Source organism: Pseudomonas sp. MPB26, from assembly GCF_046605355.1.
Classification (GTDB): domain Bacteria; phylum Pseudomonadota; class Gammaproteobacteria; order Pseudomonadales; family Pseudomonadaceae; genus Aquipseudomonas; species Aquipseudomonas cedrina.
In genome coordinates this window covers 4224437-4241514 of the sequence record NZ_CP176793.1, presented here as the reverse complement: position 1 = coordinate 4241514, position 17078 = coordinate 4224437, and the positions used below count along the sequence as shown (strand labels likewise).

Genomic DNA, 17078 nt, shown 5'->3' with positions numbered 1-17078 from the left:
TTATTCAGCTAAACATCAGCCAGCCAGGCCGACAAACATGTCCTGCACGTCATCATGGTTGTCCAGGCCTTCCAGGAAGGCTTCAACTTCCGCCATCTGCTCATCGCTCAGACCACTCACCGGGTTTTTCGAGAGGTAACCCAGCTTGGCCGACAGCACGGTGAAGCCCTGCTCCGGCAGTGCTTTCTGTACGGCATCGAGATCGGTGGTCTCGGTGATGAACAGCGTGGTGCCCTCTTCCTCGCCCGCTTCGAAATCCTGCGCACCGGCTTCGATCGCGGCCATTTCCGGATCGGCGTCCGGGCTGTCCGGCGAGGCTTCGATCAGCCCGACGTGGTTGAAGTCCCAGGCCACGGAACCGGAAGCGCCCAACTGCCCCTTGCGAAACGCCACGCGGATTTCCGCCACGGTGCGGTTGATGTTGTCGGTCACGCACTCGACGATCAGCGGCACCTGGTGCGGGGCGAAGCCTTCGTAGGTCACGCGGTGGTATTGCACGGTTTCACCGAGCAGACCGGCGCCCTTCTTGATCGCGCGGTCCAGGGTTTCCTTGGGCATCGAGGCCTTTTTGGCCTGCTCCACCACCAGACGCAGGTGGGCGTTGGTCGCGGTGTCGGCACCGTTGCGGGCGGCGATGGTGATTTCTTTCACCAGCTTGCCGAAGATCTTGCCCTTGGCGTTGGCCGCCGCTTCTTTATGTTTGACTTTCCACTGTGCGCCCATGACTCACTCTCTTTTCGTCCATCGCGCCCAAACGTCTACTGGCCGGCGCTTTGGGGGCAGAGTTTATAGCGCGAGCACACATCGTTCCACCAAAAAACCGTCAGGGCGCCAACTCGAAAAACGCCCGGATCAGGCGCAACGAGCGACGCCGCTCCATGCAGCCGAGCATGTGCCGGTTGACCAGCCCGTCGCCTTGCAAGGGAATCGCCCGCACCCGAGGGTCGGGGCTGACCTCCATCGACGACACCACGCCAACCCCCAATTCGGCGGCAACGGCCTCGGTTACCGCCTCGCGGCTATCCAGCTCCAGCAGCACCCTGGGCAGCACGCCGGCGGCCAGGCAAGCGTTATCCAAGGTGCGCCGGGTGATGGAACCGGGCTCACGCAACACCATGATCACCTCGTGCAACTGCTCCAGGCGAATGCCCTCGGATTGCTTCGCCCACGGGTGGCCGGCCGGCACCAGCGCGCAGATCCGCGACTCGCTCAACGGCTCAAGATGCAGGCCGTTGCGCGGTTCCACTTCGGTGAGCACCGCCACATCGGCGTGTTCGGACAGCAGCGCCGCCAAGGTGTCCTGGGCATTGCCCAAGCGCAAGTTGACGGTAATCCCGGGGTAGCGCGCCCGCAGGCTGGCGATCATGGGCATCACCAGGTGCGGGCCATCCGCCGCCACTTCCAGGCGCCCGGTGAGCAACTGCCGGTTCGCCTCCAGCATCGCCTGCGCCTCATCCACCAGGCCGAAAATCGCCCGCGTGATCGCCGCCAGGCGTGCGCCCTCCTCGGTCACCTCCACCCGGCGCGCGGTACGCCGCAGCAGTGGGATCTGGTAGTGCTCCTCCAGGGCCTTGATATGCCCGGTGACCGCCGGCTGGCTGATAAACAGCCGCGCCGCTGCGCGGGTAAAGCTGCCCTCACGGGCGACAGCATCGAATGCACGCAACTGGAACAGGTTCATCGTTATCGGCCTCACTGATGGCTCGCATAACAACAAACAATTTGATTGATAACAAGCCAAACTGCAATTTAGGCGCCGTAGATTCAACCGATGCTTCGAGGATTTGTAATGACGACGCCCATCCTGCTCACGCCCGGTCCCTTGACCACGTCCGCCCGCACCCGCCAGGCGATGCTGCTGGACTGGGGTTCCTGGGACGAGCGATTCAACCAGCTCACCGCCAGCGTCTGCGAGCAATTGCTGGCGATCATCGACGGCGCGCACAGCCACCACTGCGTGCCGTTGCAAGGCAGCGGCACCTTCGCCGTCGAAGCCGCCATCGGCACTCTGGTGCCGCGCGACGGCAAGGTACTGGTGCTGATCAACGGCGCCTACGGCAAGCGCCTGGCGAAGATCTGCGAAGTGCTCGGCCGCGACTTCAGCACCTTTGAAACCGCCGAAGACGCGCCCACCACCGCCGCCGATGTGGACCGCCTGCTGCACGCCGACCAGGCCATCACCCACGTGGCGTTGATCCACTGCGAAACCAGCACCGGCATTCTCAACCCGCTGGCGCAGATCGCTCGGGTGGTGAAACAGCACGGCAAGCGCCTGATCGTCGACGCTATGAGTTCCTTCGGAGCATTGCCGATCGATGCGCGTGAAGTGCCGTTCGACGCCCTGATCGCCGCCTCCGGCAAATGCCTGGAAGGCGTGCCGGGCATGGGCTTCGTCTTCGCCGATAAACAAGCGCTGGCCGCTGCCGAAGGCAACTGCCATTCCCTGGCGCTGGACCTATTCGACCAGCACGCCTATATGGCCAGGACCGGCCAATGGCGTTTCACCCCGCCGACCCACGTGGTCGCGGCCCTGCATGAAGCGCTGTTGCAATATGCCGAGGAAGGCGGTCTGCGCGCACGTCATCAACGCTATGCGCGCAACTGCCAGGCGCTGCTGCAGGGCATGGCCGAACTCGGCTTGCGCAGCTTCTTGCCGGCGGCGATCCAGGCACCGATCATTGTCACCTTTCACGCGCCGCAAGATTCGCGCTACCGGTTCCAGGATTTCTACGAGCGGGTCAAGGCTCGGAGTTTCATCTTGTATCCCGGTAAATTGACTCAGGTGGACACCTTCCGCGTGGGCTGCATCGGCCATGTCGATCAAGCGCAGATGCATGCCGCCGTCACCGCCATCGCCGACGCACTGCACGCGATGCACATCCCTCTTCCTTCCATCGGAACGCCCGCATGACCTACCACACTCCCAACACCCTGCAGGCCGTTATCCTCGACTGGGCCGGCACCGTGGTCGACTTCGGCTCGTTCGCGCCCACGCAGATTTTTGTCGAGGCCTTCGCCGAGTTCGGCGTGCACGTGTCCATCCAAGAAGCCCGTGGCCCGATGGGCATGGGCAAGTGGGACCACATCCGCACCCTGTGCGATCAGCCGCAGGTCGCCGAACGCTACCGAAAGGTCTTCGGCCGCACGCCGACCGATGACGATGTGACCGCTATTTATCAGCGTTTCATGCCGCTGCAGATCGAAAAGATAGCCGAGCACTCGGCGCTCATCCCCGGTGCCCTCGACACCATCGCGCGGCTACGCGCGCAAGGCCTCAAGATCGGTTCCTGCTCCGGGTACCCCAAGCAAGTGATGGACAAGGTCGTCGCCCTGGCCGCCACCAACGGCTACGTCGCCGACCATGTGGTCGCCACCGACGAAGTGCCCAACGGCCGCCCGTGGCCGGCGCAGGCCTTGGCGAATGTCATCGCGCTGGGCATTGATGATGTGGCCGCCTGCGTGAAAGTCGACGATACAGTGCCGGGCATCCTCGAAGGCCGCCGCGCCGGAATGTGGGCCGTGGCCCTGACCTGTTCCGGCAATGCGCTGGGCCTGACCTACGCGCAGTTCCAAGCCCTGGACAACGCCACATTGGCCAGCGAGCGCAAGCGCATCGAGGCACTGTTCGAAGGCTCGCGCCCGCACTACCTGATCGACACCCTCAGCGACCTGCCGGCGGTCATCGATGACATCAACGCGCGCCTGGCCCGTGGTGAGATGCCGCAAAGCCACTGATCGAGGTCAAGAAAACCGCAGGCACGGCGGGTAAACCGCACAAAACAGGCATACATTAAACGCACTTCGTCACTAAAGAACGGAGGTGACCTGATGAGTGAGGAACCCAGCGATGCCGTGGAAAAATTCCGATACGCGCTACAGCAGCCTGTCGATCGCGTTGCACTGGTTGATGGTGGTGCTGCTGGCGGTGGTCTACGCCTGCATTGAATTGCGCGGCCAGTTTCCAAAAGGCAGCGGCGCGCGAACGTTGATCGTCGAGATGCACTTCATGTTCGGCCTCACCGTATTTGTGCTGGTGTGGCTGCGTTTGTTCGCGCGCAGCCTTGGCATGGCGCCCAGGATCGTGCCGGCGCCGCCGCGATGGCAGAGCCTGTTGGCGACGCTGGTGCATGTCGCGCTGTATGCGTTGATGATCGGCATGCCGATCGCCGGTTGGCTGATCGTCAGTGCCGAAGGGCATTCGGTGATGTTCTATGGGATGGAGTTGCCGCCGTTGATCGCGCAGGACAAGGCATTGGCCAAGGCGATCGAAGGCTGGCATGTGCTGTTCGGCCAGATCGGTTACTGGCTGATCGGGCTGCATGCGTTGGCGGGCATTGCCCACCATTACGTCCTGCGGGACAACACCGTGTTGCGCATGATGCCAGGCAAGCGCGTCAGCCCGTGAACCCTCGGCGGCCCTGCAGGCCGCCGGTGTGCACGAATATCAGGCGAGTACCGGGCATGAAGCGCCCGGCCTCGACCTGCGCCTTCAAGGCCAACAACGCCTTGCCGGTGTAGAGCGGCTCCAATGGCAGGCCGCAGGCTTGGTGCGTGGCGTCGATAAAATCGAGCAGAAACGGATCGACGCGGGCAAAGCCACCTCGGCTCGCGTCAAGCAATTCATAACCGCCTTGCACGAAGGCCTCGACGTTGCGCGCCACACCGTGGTCATCCGGCACCGCCATGGCGCCATATACCCGATGCGCGCCCGCCTCAGCCAGTACCAGGCCGGCCAGCGTGGTGCCGGTGCCAGCGGCCAGCCACCAGGCGTCATAACCGGCCCAGCCCAGGGCGGGCAACTGCCTGCGCGCCTGCTCCACCAGCACTGCGCAACCCAACGCACCCGCCTGGCCACCGCCGCCTTCGGGCACCGGGTGCAACTGGGGATATTGCTCACGCCACGGCAACCAGAAATCGGGCGCGTGACGCGCACGATAGCCGCCATAGCCCAGCCAATGCAGTTGCATGCCAAAGGCTTGCAGGTCGAGGACGGTGGGCGTGTCTTGGGGATGGCCGCGCAGCAGGCCGACGGTGGGGAAGCCAAAGCGTTTTCCCGCCGCCGCCAACGCGTGCAGATGGTTGGAGTAGGCGCCGCCCAGGCTGATGATGCCGCAGGCTTGCTGCGCCTGGGCCAAGTGCCCGGTGAGCTTGAACCACTTGTTGCCACTGATCAGTGGGTCGATAAGATCCAGGCGCAGCACGGCCAGCTCGACCCCGTTCAGCCAATCGAGCTGCACAGGTTCAAGGGGCGCGTGGGGCAGCCAGTCGAAAGGGCCCATCGGCAATTATCTGAAGGAAAAGGGGCGGCAGTCTAACACCGCCCCGATTGCCGTCTTACAACTCCATAGGTATCTACACGACTTTCAGAGGCCGACAAATCTCCATGTGAGCTGTCGAGCCCCGGCTAGGCTGCGAAGGCGGCGGCGGCATTGCTGGCATTTTCATCGCCTGACACACCGCTTTCGCAGCCTCGCTAAAGCTCGACAGCTCCCACAAGGGATCGGCTGTGTACGCTGGATTTGCGGTGTATCGACTGGCCCCATTTGAGCAGCACCGCAGCTCAACTGTGGGAGCTGTCGAGCCCCGGCGAGGCTGCGAAGGCGGCGGCATTGCTGGCATTTTCATCGCCTGACACACCGCTTTCGCAGCCTCGCTAAAGCTCGACAGCTCCCACAAGGGATCGGCTGTGTACGCTGAATTTGCGGTGTATCGACTGGCCAAATTTGAGCAGCACCGCAGCTCAATTGTGGGAGCTGTCGAGCCCCGGCGAGGTTGCGAAGGCGGCGGCATTGCTGGCATCTTCATTGCCTGACCCACCGCTTTCGCAGCCTCGCTAAAGCTCGACAGCTCCCACAGGGGATCGGCTGTGTGGATTGGATTTGCGATCTAGCGACTGGCCCCATTTGAGCAGCGCCGCAGCTCAACTGTGGGAGCTGTCGAGCCCCGGCGAGGCTGCGAAGGCGGCGGCATTGCTGGCATCTTCATCGCCTGACACTCCGCTTTCGCAGCCTCGCTAAAGCTCGACAGCTCCCACATTTGATCGATTTACAGCTGATAGGACTCAAGCAGCTATGAGGCCGCGACCCGATCAAGCTTTCTCGCCCCATGCTTACAACTCGGCAGCCAGGCGCGAGCCCTGGTTGATGGCGCGCTTGGCGTCCAGTTCGGCCGCCACATCGGCGCCGCCGATCAGGTGCACGTTCTGGCCGGCCGCAACCAGGCCGTCCTGCAATTCGCGCAGCGGGTCCTGGCCGGCGCAGATGACGATGTTGTCCACAGCCAGCACCTGGGGTTCGCCCTCGGCACCGATGCGGATGTGCAGGCCTTCATCGTCGATTTTCAGGTACTCGACGCTGTTGAGCATCTGTACGTGCTTGTTCTTCAAGCCGGTACGGTGGATCCAGCCGGTGGTCTTGCCCAGGCCATCGCCGACCTTGGAGGTTTTGCGTTGCAGCAAGAACACTTCACGCGCCGGTGCATGACGCTCGGGCTTGATCCCGGCCACACCGCCACGGGCTTCAAGTTGGGTGTCGATGCCCCATTCTTTCCAGAACGCTTCGCGATCCAGGCTGGTGGACACGCCTTGGTGCACAAGGAATTCCGACACGTCAAAACCGATGCCGCCGGCACCGATCACCGCCACGCGCTTGCCGACCGGCTTACGCGCCAGGATCACGTCCAGGTAGCTCAGCACCTTGGCGTTATCGACGCCTGGAATAGCCGGGGTACGCGGGGCGATGCCGGTGGCCAGGATGATCTCGTCATAACCGCCCGCGGCCAACTGCGCGACGTCCACGCGAGTATTCAGGCACACCTCCACATGGGTGGTCTGCAATTTGCGCTTGAAGTAGCGCAGGGTTTCAAAAAACTCCTCTTTGCCCGGCACGCGCTTGGCGATATTGAATTGGCCGCCGATCTCGCTGGCCGAATCGAACAGGGTCACCTGATGGCCGCGTTCGGCTGCAACCGTGGCCGCCGCCAGACCGGCAGGGCCGGCACCGACCACGGCGATCTTCTTGACCTGCTTGATGGGCAAGTAGTTGAGCTCGGTTTCGTAACAGGCGCGCGGGTTGACCAGGCAGGTGGTCAGCTTGCCGCCAAAAGTGTGGTCCAGGCAGGCCTGGTTGCAGCCGATGCACGTGTTGATTTCATCGGCCCGGCCTGCGGCGGCCTTGTTGACGAACTCCGGATCGGCGAGGAACGGACGCGCCATGGATACCATGTCGGCGTCGCCTTCGGCGAGGATCTGCTCGGCAATTTCCGGGGTATTGATGCGGTTGGTGGTGATCAGCGGAATCGTGACTGAACCGCGCAGCTTGGCGGTGACTTTGCTGAACGCGCCACGGGGCACCTTGGTGGCGATGGTCGGGATACGCGCTTCGTGCCAGCCAATCCCGGTGTTGATGATCGTCGCACCCGCCCGCTCGATGGCCTTGGCCAACTGCACGATCTCTTCCCAGGTGCTGCCGCCTTCCACCAGGTCGAGCATCGACAGGCGGAATATGATGATGAAATTCGGGCCCACGGCTTCCCGCACGCGGCGCACGATGTCCACCGCCAGGCGCATGCGGTTTTCATAGCTGCCACCCCAACGGTCGGTGCGGTGGTTGGTGTGGGCGGCCAGGAACTGGTTAATGAAATAGCCTTCGGAGCCCATGATCTCCACACCGTCGTACTCGGCGACCTGGGCGAGTAACGAACAGGTGACAAAATCCTGGATCTGCTTCTCGATGCCCTCTTCATCCAATTCCTTGGGCTTGAACGGGTTGATCGGCGCCTGGATCGCGCTCGGCGCAACCTGCCTGGGGCTGTAGGCATAACGGCCGGCGTGGAGTATCTGCATGCAGATCTTGCCACCCGCCGCGTGCACGGCTGCTGTCACGATCCTGTGCTTTTGCGCTTCTTCCTCGGTGGTCAGCTTGGCCGCGCCGGCATACACACCGCCTTCGTCATTCGGGCCAATGCCGCCGGTGACCATCAGGCCCACGCCGCCCCGGGCGCGTTCGGCAAAGTAGGCCGCCATGCGCTCGAAACCGCCGGGTTTTTCTTCCAGGCCGGTGTGCATCGAGCCCATCAGGGTGCGGTTGCGCAAGGTGGTAAAACCCAGGTCCAACGGGGCCAGCAGGTGCGGATAGGCAACAGCGGTCATGGTCAAGCTCCACAACGGATCATCACGGGCGTGACGGGCTCATGCGGCCCGCCATCGGTTTATGTCCCACAGACTAAGAGTCGGCGGACCACCGCTCAATCACCGAAACTGACAAGTTATTGATCCAAATGCACAGCGCCCCTTGGCAAGCCGTACCCTGGGCCCTACCCTAGTCAGCGAACCCTGCACACGGTCTGTTGTCAGTTGCCCCATGCGTAAACTTCTAGCGTTCACCGTCACCATGGCCCTGGTTGCCGCCGTCGCCGCGTATCTGGCCTGGACCCAGGAGCGCCCCGTGGCGCACTACCTGTCCGACCTGCGTATTACCCTCGCCGTCAATGAAGGCCTGCCGGCCGACCGTGGCAACCTGGTGGGTATCCAGCCGGAGCTGTTCCCGGCGGACTACCAGAGCCTGGAACGCCTGCACCTGAAGCTCTCGGCCTACCTGCAAAAAGCCCGGGACCTGGGGCTGATCAACCACAAGACGGTCGTGGTATTACCGGAGCATATCGGCACCTGGCTGATGCTCACGGGCGAAAAGAACGAGGTGTACCAGGCGCTCCACGTCAAAGACGCGATGAATTGGCTGTCGGTGAGCAACCCATTGCCGTTCGCCCGCGCCTGGATCAGCGCCACCGGCGACAGCCGTACCGACGACGCCTATCTGCGCATGAAAGCGCCTGGCATGGCGCGCGACTACCAAGTGTTGTTTGGCGGCCTGGCCAAGGAGTTCGGGGTCACGCTGGTGGCCGGCTCCATCGCCCTGCCCAACCCAAGCGTCAGCCAGGGGCAACTGCAGGTCGGCCATGGCGCGTTGTACAACGCCAGCGTTGTGTTCAACGCGGACGGTTTGCCCCTGGGTCAGCCGCAGCGCCAGTTGTACCCGATCTACGATGAGCGGGGGTTTATCGAACCGGGTGATGAAAACGTCGTCAGCGTGGTCGACACCCCGGCCGGCCGGTTGGGCGTGCTGGTCGGCAGCGACAGTTGGTACCCGGACAACTACCGCAAGCTCAACGAACAAGGCGCGCAACTGATCGCGGTGCCGGCCTTTGTACTGGGCCGTGATACCTGGGACCGCCCTTGGCGCGGGTTCAAAAGTGTTTCCACTCCGACCGAAATCAGCCTCAAGCCCGAAGAACTCAGTGAAGGTGAAGCCTGGCGTCGCCTCACGCTGATCAGCCAGCCACCGGTCAGCCAGGCAAGCGCCGGCATGAGCGTGTTCCTGCGGGGGCAGTTCTGGGACCTGGGCACTGCGGGCCATAGCTTCGTCAGTAACCAAGGGCAGGTCAGCGCCGATGGCGAGGCCCGTGGCGCGCGCTTGTTGAATCTCTGGCTGTGAAGCCCGTCCGGCTGGGGGATCTGTCGGTGGGCTTCGTGCACACCCTGGCCGATGCCATCCACAGCCACGGCGTGGACCCGCAGCCGCTGCTGCTGCAATACGGCCTCGACCCGGCCCGCCTGGCCGAGGCCGGGGCACGCTTGTCGATCCCGCGTTACATGCGCCTGGGCCATGCGGCTATCCAACTCACCGGCGACCCGGGCCTGGGCCTGCGCATGGGCCAGCTCGGCCGCCTGAGCCAGGCGGGGCTGGCGGGCGTCACCGCCGCCCAGGCGCCCAACGTGCGCGAGGCGGCGCGGGCCCTGACCCGCTTCGAAGCGCTGTACGGTTCCAATTATCGCGGGCAGTCGAGCTTTGTCGAAGATGCCGACGGCGCCTGGCTGCGCTTCTATTCCATCAGCCCCTACAACGCCTATAACCGTTTTGTAGTGGACTCGATCATCGCCGGTTGGCTGCACCAATTGTCCAGCCTGGCCCAGCAACCGGTGCTGGCGCAGCGGGTCGACATCGAGTTCGAGGCGCCGCCTTACAGTGAGCAGTACAACATGCTCGCTGACGGCCCGATCCACTTCGGTGCCGAGGCCAACCAACTGCGCCTCGACCAGCACACCCTGGCGTTGCGCAACCCCGCGCACTGCCCCAGCACCTGGAACCTGTTGTTACAACTTTGCGAGAGAGAGTTGGAGCAATTGACCCGCACCCGCAGCCTGCGCGAGCGCATTACCCGTTTGCTCGGGCCGATGCTCAATGGTGGCCGGGAACCCGACCTGGAAGAAGTGGCGACACGCTTGAAGCTGCCAACCTGGACGCTGCGCCGCAAACTGGCCGAAGAAGGCACTCAGTTCCGCGCGATTCTCAACGATACCCGCCGCGACCTGGCCATGACCTACATTCGCGATACGGAACTGGCGTTCGGCGAGATCGCCTACTTGCTAGGTTTTGCCTCGGCCCAAGCGTTTCAACGGGCATTCAGGCGGTGGAACAACCAGACCCCAGGGGAATTTCGCCGCAGTCAGCGGCATTCCGCCTGAGGTCGGTCTTACAGCTCGGTTGCATCATCTGCGGGTTCCAGCGGGTCCCACTCAATCGCGCGGTACTCGAGCAGTTCTTCCTGGTAGTCGTCCATCGTCAAACTCCTTATTGAATTAAAAGCGGCTGCAGATAAATGACCTGCATGGCCAGCCTAAAGTGCCGTTGTGACGAAAAAATGTAGGCGTCATGACGTTCCTGCACTCAATAATTGAACGTAGCAGCGAAGTGACAATTTAGTATTTCGGCCGCGAAGCACTATTGCAATAATTGCAATTGCAACTACATGATAATTTACATTAAGGTACAGGCACCCTTTGCCAGGTGCCTGCCATGACCGCGCAATCCGCACAACACTGCATCAATGCACTGACCGGTGCCGCCCTTGATACCCGCTCGCCACTGGACACCGTGATCAGTATGGCCGACACGCTCGAATCCAGCCGTAACGCCTGGGTTATCCGTGGCCAGTCAAGCTCGCGGCGCGTAGGCGGTTGGCCAACCTGGTTCGCGCGCAACACCGCCGAAAAACCGCTGCTGTACCTGCACCGCGCGGCGTCGTCGGCACAGTTGTGCGCGCTGGCCCAGGAGACGGCGCAGCGCGGCATCCTGTGCAATGACATCCAGAACAATCCTTCGCAACCTTCCCTGCCGCTGTGGCTGACGAGCAACCCGCGCTGCACGCCGTATGACCCAGCCTCTGGCGAGGAGGCCCGTGCCATTGTGCTGGCGGGACTGCGTGCGCTGTATGTCGACGGCAAGCCGGGTTTCTATTACCTGGCCCTGCATGATCAGCACAGCGTGTTGCCCTTGGCTGGACAGGACCGTGAGGCCGCGCTCAAGGGCATGTATCCGATCCGGCGCGACACTGCCGGGGATGTGCGGCTGCTCGGCGCAGGCCGGGCGCTTGCAGAAACGGTACACGCCGCGCACCTGCTGGAGCAGGACTGGAACGTTACGGCGCACGTGTGGAGTTGCCCCAGCTATACGCGGCTGGCCCGAGAGGCGGCAGTGGCGCAACGCTGGAATCGCCTGCATCCCTTGGCACCCAAACGCAGCTGCCATTTGCGTGATTGCCTGGCGGATAGCACGGCACCGGTCATTGCTGTCACGGGTTACCCCCAGGCGATCGTGGATCAGTTGTCGGCCTATGTAGACGCGCCGTTTGTGGCGTTGGGCGCGGGGTCGGTGCAGGCGACGGCGCCGAGTCGGTATTGGGTTGTGGTTGCGGCGCTCAGGGCGTTGGCGAATGAGGGGCGGATTGATGCGGGGCAAGTGGAGGTGGCGATAGATCGCTACGCATTGAAATGCAATTAAGGGGGGTAGCTTGCGACCGAGGCGGCCTTACAGCCGACAGGCATAGAGATGGTGAAACGCAGGCCAAATGTGGGAGCGGGCTTGCTCGCGAATGCGATGTGTCAGTGAATCCATCTTTGACTGAACCACCGCTTTCGCGAGCAAGCCCGCTCCCACAATTAAATCGCAATAAGCCAGTTAAATACTTTTCGCCTGACAGACCACCACAGGAGCACTTCGTTGCGGTCAGGACTTGCGTCGCCCGCGCGTCTGGACGCACGCCTCCATTGCCAGGCCGGCGGTGCGCTCCAGGGCATCGGCAAACCCCTGGCGTTGCTCCGGCTCGATCTGCGACAGGAACAACTCATCCACCGTACTTTCGTAGATCGTCCACATCTTTTTACGCAGCAATCGCCCGGCATCGGTGATTGAGGCAAACGCCGCGCGGCCGTCGCCGTCGGAGCGCGAACGCAGCACAAGGCCGTCCTTTTCGAGGCGGTCGACCAGGCGTGTGAGGTTGTAGCGCTCAATGGCCAGCACATCCGCCAGCTCATGCATGCGACGGGTGCCGTCGGGGCCGCTTTCCAGGCCCCAGAGCGCGTCGTACCAGGCATACGGCGGCAAGCCCGCCTCGGCCAGGCGGCGTTCGATTTCACGGATGACCGTCCTGTGGGCCCTGACAAACCGGAACCATACATCAGGCTCTTTCGACGACATGCAACACCATCCGGGCGATTTCAAGAAGGTTGCAATAGTAGCTCATCCCGCGCTAGATTCGGTTATGTAGTTGCAATTGCAATTAGTTTGACGTCATTCCCACAAAGAACCGTCACTTGAATCCGCCTACCCAGGAGCCCCACATGACCCCGAACAACGCAGTCGGACGCGACGACGACCCGCAGGAAACCCGCGAGTGGCTGGAGTCCATCGAATCGGTGCTGTCCACCGAAGGCCGCCCGCGCGCCCACTACCTGATCGATCAACTGCTGGATTTCGATGTGGCGCGCCATGGCGACTTCTACGGGCGCGTCACCACGCCCTACGTCAACAGCATCCCGGTGGACCGCCAACTGCCCTACCCGGGCGACCTGGCGATCGAACGCCGAACCAACGCTTACATCCGCTGGAACGCCATGGCGATGGTGTTGCGTGCAGGCAAGCACTCCGGGGTGGGTGGCCACATCGCCACTTATGCGTCAGCCGCGGTGCTGTATGACGTGGGCTTCGACCATTTTTTCCGTGGCCGTACCGAGGCCTTTGACGGCGACCTGGTGTACATACAAGGCCACTCATCCCCAGGCATCTACGGCCGCGCCTACCTGGAAGGCCGCATCAGCGAAGCACAGCTCGACAACTTCCGCCGCGAGGCCGGCGGCGAGGGCATTTCGTCCTACCCGCACCCACGCCTGATGCCGGACTTCTGGCAATTCCCTACCGTCTCCATGGGGCTCGGGCCGATCACCGCCGCTTATCAGGCTCGCTTCATGCGCTACCTGGAATTGCGCGCGCTCAAGCCGCATCAGGGCCGCAAAGTCTGGGCCTTCCTGGGTGATGGCGAAATGGACCAACCGGAATCCCTGGCCGCGATTTCACTGGCCGGGCGCGAGAAACTCGACAACCTGATCTTCGTGGTCAACTGCAACCTGCAACGCCTGGACGGTCCGGTGCGTGGCAACGCCAAGGTGATCCAGGAATTCGAAAGCCTGTACCGCGCCGCCGGCTGGAACGTGATCAAGGTGATCTGGGGCGGCGGCTGGGACGCACTGCTGGAAAAGGACTCAACCGGCCTGCTGCGCCAACGCATGATGGAATGCGTGGACGGCGATTATCAAAACTACAAATCACAGAACGGCGCTTATGTGCGCGAGCATTTCTTCGGCAAATATCCGGAACTCCTGGCGTTGGTTGCAGACATGTCCGACGACGATATCTGGAAACTCTCACGAGGCGGGCATGACCCCGACAAGGTCTACAACGCCTACGCCGCTGCCGTGCGCCATCGTGGTCAACCCACGGTGATCCTGGCGAAAACCGTGAAGGGTTTTGGCATGGGTGAAGCCGGCGAAGGCCAGAACATCAATCACCAGTTGAAGAAGATGGGCGCCGATGCGGTGAGAGCGTTCCGCGACCGCTTCGGCCTGGAAGTGGCCGACGATCAGCTGGCCGACATCCCCTACCTCAAGCCTGCCGCCGACAGCGTAGAAGCGCGCTACTTCGCTGCCCGCCGCCAAGCCCTCGGCGGCTACGTACCGGCGCGCCACAGTGCGGTGCAGCCGCTGCAAATCCCGGAACTCTCGGCGTTCGCGACTCAGCTCAAGGACACCGGCGAGCGCGCGATCTCAACCACCATGGCGTTCGTGCGCATCCTCGGCACCCTGCTCAAGGACCCACACCTGGGCAAGCTGATCGTGCCCATCGTGCCGGACGAATCGCGCACCTTCGGCATGGAAAGCCTGTTCCGCCAGATCGGCATCCATTCCGCCGTCGGCCAGCTCTATACCCCACAGGACGCAGGGCAACTGAGCTACTACAAGGAAAGCAAGGACGGACAGATCATGCAGGAAGGCCTGAATGAATCCGGCGCCATTTCCTCATGGATCGCGGCGAGTACGTCCTACAGCAACCACGGCCTGATGACCGTGCCGTTCTATATCTTTTATTCGATGTTCGGCTTCCAGCGGGTCGGCGACCTCGCCTGGGCGGCGGGTGACGCGCGAGCGCGCGGATTCCTGCTGGGCGCGACGGCCGGTCGCACCACATTGATGGGCGAAGGCTTGCAGCATGACGACGGCCACAGCCATATCCTATCGTCGGTGATTCCGTGCTGTGTGTCCTACGACCCGACGTTTGCCTACGAACTGGCGGTAATCATTCGCGAGGGCATGCGGCGCATGTATGTCGAACAAGAGGACATCTACTATTACATCACCCTGCTCAACGAAAACTACCCGCACCCGGCAATGCCCGAAGGCGTGGACGAGGGGATTCTCAAAGGCATGTATCGCCTGAGCACGAGCAAACACGCGCAAGTCCAACTGATGGGAAGTGGCTCGATCCTGCGGGAAGTGATGGCAGCCGCTGAACTGCTGGAGAAGGACTTCGGCTTGCACAGCGATGTATGGAGCGCCACCAGCCTCACTGAGTTACGCCGTGACGGTCATGAGGTCGAGCGATGGAACCTGCTGCACCCGCAGGACGAGCCACGGACCAGCTATGTAGAGCAACGCCTGGCGGGCCAACCGGGGCCGCTGGTGGTGGCGACGGACTACATGAAGCTCTTCGCCGACCAGATCCGCCCATTCGTAACAGGCCGTCGCTTCGTGGCGCTGGGCACCGATGGCTTCGGGCAATCGGATACCCGGGAAACCTTACGGGCGTTCTTTGAAGTGGACCGGCACTTTATCGCGCTGGCGGCCCTGAAGGCACTCGCGGATGACGGTGTGATCGCTCGCGACAAGGTCAGCGAGGCGATCAGCCGCTACGGGATCAACGTCGACAAGGCGAACCCCGTAGCGGTCTGAGTTACTGCGCAGGCGCCGGCAGGGGCGGAATCGCTTCTGTCGGCGGCGCCAGTTCCGGGTTCGTGGCTGGCGGAGCGGGCTCTGCCTGCGGAGCAATCGGCGCAGCCTCCGCAGGCGGCGTGACAGGTTGCGAAGCGCCAGGTACCGCAGGCTCTTCCTTCGGCGGCTCGATCTTCTCGGCAGCGGGGGCAGCCTTGGGTTCCGGAACGCCCAGGTCAGCCTTGGGCTTCTCAGGGATATTCTCGGCCTTCTTTACCTCTTGCGGCAGGAACACATCCACCAACGCGAAGTAACGATCGTAGAATTTCGGCGCCGAAACGGTCTCGCTCGCCACCTTGACCATCGAGTCGTCGGTGGACCCGATCGGCATCGATACCGAACCCAGTACCCCGACACCCAGGCTCGCGGAGTTGTTGACCTTCTTCAGCGCATAACGGTCCTGCAAGGCGTTGGCGAACATCGTCGAATGGTTGGTGCCTTTGCCGTCATCGGCACATACGACGTTGAAGCTGATTTGCAGGTGAGACTCGCCGGTCTGCTGGAAGCTCTTGTTACCCACGACCAGCTTTGGATCGCTGCTGGTGATGATGTAGCCCTGGCTCAGCAAGGCACGCCGCGCAGCCTCACACGCCGCGACGTCAGTCACCGGGTAATCGCGCGAAAACGTGCCGGAGTCGTCGAAATTCTCATGTTCATAAATAGCGGTCTTGGGTGACGAGCAGCCCGCGGCGCCCGCCAACACCAGCGCCAGCCCGAGGCTACGCAAGTGAAATGATGTCGACATTGAAAATCCTGAGGAAAACGGTCCGGGCGGTATTGTGCAACAGAACGAGGCCTTGGCGCGCGCATTCCTGTCGGTAAAACGTCACAGCCTCAGCCTACAGCGCCCGCAGGAAAAAGCCCTGCGCACATGTGATCAATAAACACGCGCAGTTTGGCCGAGGCATGGCGACTTGATGGCCACAAACTGCCGCTGTATTCCATGCCGCTGTGTTCCATGTAGAACGGTGCTGGCCAAATCGGGCGGCGGACTGGCGGGGTAGTAGTGTGTTGCTGCAGGGTTGGGCGTCAGCGCGTTTGCCTGGGCGGTCGCGCTGCTGATGCTACTGGTGCTGGCCGGCGCGTTACAGATTGCGCCCCAGCAACTGGCCCGGCCACCCCTCCAGGTCGAAGGTTGAAAGGCGCTCATACCCACAGGACTCGTAAAAACGCACCAGATCCCCCGTGCCGCCGGCGTAGCAGTCCACGCGCAGGCGTGTCACCCCGGCAGCGCGGGCGCGCTCATCGGCGAAGGCCAACAGCCGCCGACCAAGACCACGTGCACGCGTATCGCGCGCCGCGATCAGCAATCGCACGTAGACTTCCGGTCCGGTCGCCGCCGGCACGTAAGGCATAGGCTCGCCCAACATGAGTGCCGCCAGGATCCGCCCTTCCGGTGCCTCGACTACCCAAGCATCCGGCATCGCGCAGGCATCCGTCACCTGCGCCACCCGCCGAGGCAAAGCCGACCAGGGCTGCGTGCCCCATTGAGCGTTATTGCCCATGCCGACGAACCAGGCGATCACCCCGTCAAACACCTGCAACACCGCAGGGGCATCCGCCACGGTGGCGCGACGGATCACCCAACCCTCCATGCCTGGATCGAACACGCGTGAGACTCCTTCATCGGCGACAGTGAATGCCCAGTCTAGCGCAACAAAAAAGCCCCCGGGCTTTTCAGACCGAGGGCTTTTTTGTTCAG

Annotated in this window: 14 protein-coding genes and 1 pseudogene; 7 read left to right on the top strand and 8 right to left on the bottom strand. The window is 62.7% G+C overall.

Annotation, left to right across the window (positions count from 1 at the left end):
- Positions 1-15 precede the first annotated feature (15 nt).
- Positions 16-723 carry a YebC/PmpR family DNA-binding transcriptional regulator gene (locus ACLH0H_RS19645; protein WP_058423896.1) on the bottom strand — a complete coding sequence of 236 codons (708 nt, stop codon included), beginning with the start codon at positions 721-723 and terminating at the stop codon, positions 16-18.
- A 100-nt stretch (positions 724-823) separates the two neighbouring features.
- Positions 824-1681 carry a LysR substrate-binding domain-containing protein gene (locus ACLH0H_RS19640; RefSeq protein ID WP_411379276.1) on the bottom strand — a complete coding sequence of 286 codons (858 nt, stop codon included), beginning with the start codon at positions 1679-1681 and terminating at the stop codon, positions 824-826.
- 108 nt (positions 1682-1789) lie between these two features.
- Between ACLH0H_RS19640 and ACLH0H_RS19635 the strand changes: the two genes are divergently transcribed.
- From ACLH0H_RS19635 to ACLH0H_RS19625, 3 genes are all read left to right on the top strand, one after another.
- Positions 1790-2911: a 2-aminoethylphosphonate--pyruvate transaminase gene (locus ACLH0H_RS19635; RefSeq protein ID WP_411379275.1), complete on the top strand. Its 1122-nt coding sequence runs from the start codon at positions 1790-1792 to the stop codon at positions 2909-2911.
- Complete coding sequence (gene phnX, locus ACLH0H_RS19630) at positions 2908-3735, top strand: phosphonoacetaldehyde hydrolase (protein ID WP_411379274.1); 828 nt, start codon at positions 2908-2910, stop codon at positions 3733-3735. Before ACLH0H_RS19635 ends, phnX begins: the two co-directional genes overlap by 4 nt.
- A 112-nt stretch (positions 3736-3847) precedes the next feature.
- Positions 3848-4405 carry a cytochrome b gene (locus ACLH0H_RS19625; protein WP_076950880.1) on the top strand — a complete coding sequence of 186 codons (558 nt, stop codon included), beginning with the start codon at positions 3848-3850 and terminating at the stop codon, positions 4403-4405.
- Here ACLH0H_RS19625 and ACLH0H_RS19620 read toward each other — a convergent pair.
- The gene (locus ACLH0H_RS19620; RefSeq protein WP_411379273.1) at positions 4395-5279 is read right to left on the bottom strand and encodes a 1-aminocyclopropane-1-carboxylate deaminase/D-cysteine desulfhydrase; all 885 of its coding nucleotides are present in this window, start codon (positions 5277-5279) and stop codon (positions 4395-4397) included. The genes ACLH0H_RS19625 and ACLH0H_RS19620 overlap by 11 nt on opposite strands.
- A gap of 830 nt (positions 5280-6109) precedes the next feature.
- Positions 6110-8149 carry an FAD-dependent oxidoreductase gene (locus tag ACLH0H_RS19615; RefSeq protein ID WP_411379272.1) on the bottom strand — a complete coding sequence of 680 codons (2040 nt, stop codon included), beginning with the start codon at positions 8147-8149 and terminating at the stop codon, positions 6110-6112.
- Positions 8150-8360: 211 nt separating this feature from the next.
- Here ACLH0H_RS19615 and ACLH0H_RS19610 point away from each other — a divergent pair, with 211 nt between their 5' ends.
- The 3 genes from ACLH0H_RS19610 (at position 8361) to ACLH0H_RS19600 (ending at position 11837) form a co-directional block, all read left to right on the top strand.
- Positions 8361-9491 (top strand): carbon-nitrogen hydrolase family protein, encoded by a 1131-nt coding sequence (locus ACLH0H_RS19610; protein WP_411379271.1) that lies wholly within the window; start codon positions 8361-8363, stop codon positions 9489-9491.
- The gene (locus ACLH0H_RS19605) at positions 9488-10522 is read left to right on the top strand and encodes an AraC family transcriptional regulator (RefSeq protein WP_411379270.1); all 1035 of its coding nucleotides are present in this window, start codon (positions 9488-9490) and stop codon (positions 10520-10522) included. The genes ACLH0H_RS19610 and ACLH0H_RS19605 overlap by 4 nt, the downstream gene beginning before the upstream one ends.
- A 331-nt stretch (positions 10523-10853) precedes the next feature.
- Entirely contained in the window at positions 10854-11837 is a 984-nt protein-coding gene (locus ACLH0H_RS19600; protein ID WP_411379269.1) for a transketolase-like TK C-terminal-containing protein, read from the top strand.
- A 225-nt stretch (positions 11838-12062) separates the two neighbouring features.
- Here the strand turns inward: ACLH0H_RS19600 and ACLH0H_RS19595 are convergent, their stop codons facing one another.
- Positions 12063-12533: a MarR family winged helix-turn-helix transcriptional regulator gene (locus ACLH0H_RS19595; RefSeq protein WP_411379268.1), complete on the bottom strand. Its 471-nt coding sequence runs from the start codon at positions 12531-12533 to the stop codon at positions 12063-12065.
- A 143-nt stretch (positions 12534-12676) separates the two neighbouring features.
- On the opposite strand from ACLH0H_RS19595, the gene aceE reads away from it, so the two are divergent.
- Positions 12677-15337: a pyruvate dehydrogenase (acetyl-transferring), homodimeric type gene (aceE, locus tag ACLH0H_RS19590; RefSeq protein WP_411379267.1), complete on the top strand. Its 2661-nt coding sequence runs from the start codon at positions 12677-12679 to the stop codon at positions 15335-15337.
- 1 nt (position 15338) lies between these two features.
- Here aceE and ACLH0H_RS19585 read toward each other — a convergent pair whose 3' ends face one another.
- The 3 genes and pseudogenes from ACLH0H_RS19585 to ACLH0H_RS19575 form a co-directional block, all read right to left on the bottom strand.
- The gene (locus tag ACLH0H_RS19585) at positions 15339-16121 is read right to left on the bottom strand and encodes a DUF2242 domain-containing protein (protein WP_411379266.1); all 783 of its coding nucleotides are present in this window, start codon (positions 16119-16121) and stop codon (positions 15339-15341) included.
- 89 nt (positions 16122-16210) lie between these two features.
- Positions 16211-16339, bottom strand: a pseudogene (locus tag ACLH0H_RS19580) (LysR family transcriptional regulator); the annotation flags it as partial.
- 122 nt (positions 16340-16461) lie between these two features.
- Positions 16462-16986, bottom strand: a complete 525-nt coding sequence (locus tag ACLH0H_RS19575; protein WP_411379265.1) for an N-acetyltransferase family protein — start codon at positions 16984-16986, stop codon at positions 16462-16464.
- Between the last annotated feature and the right edge of the window lie 92 nt (positions 16987-17078).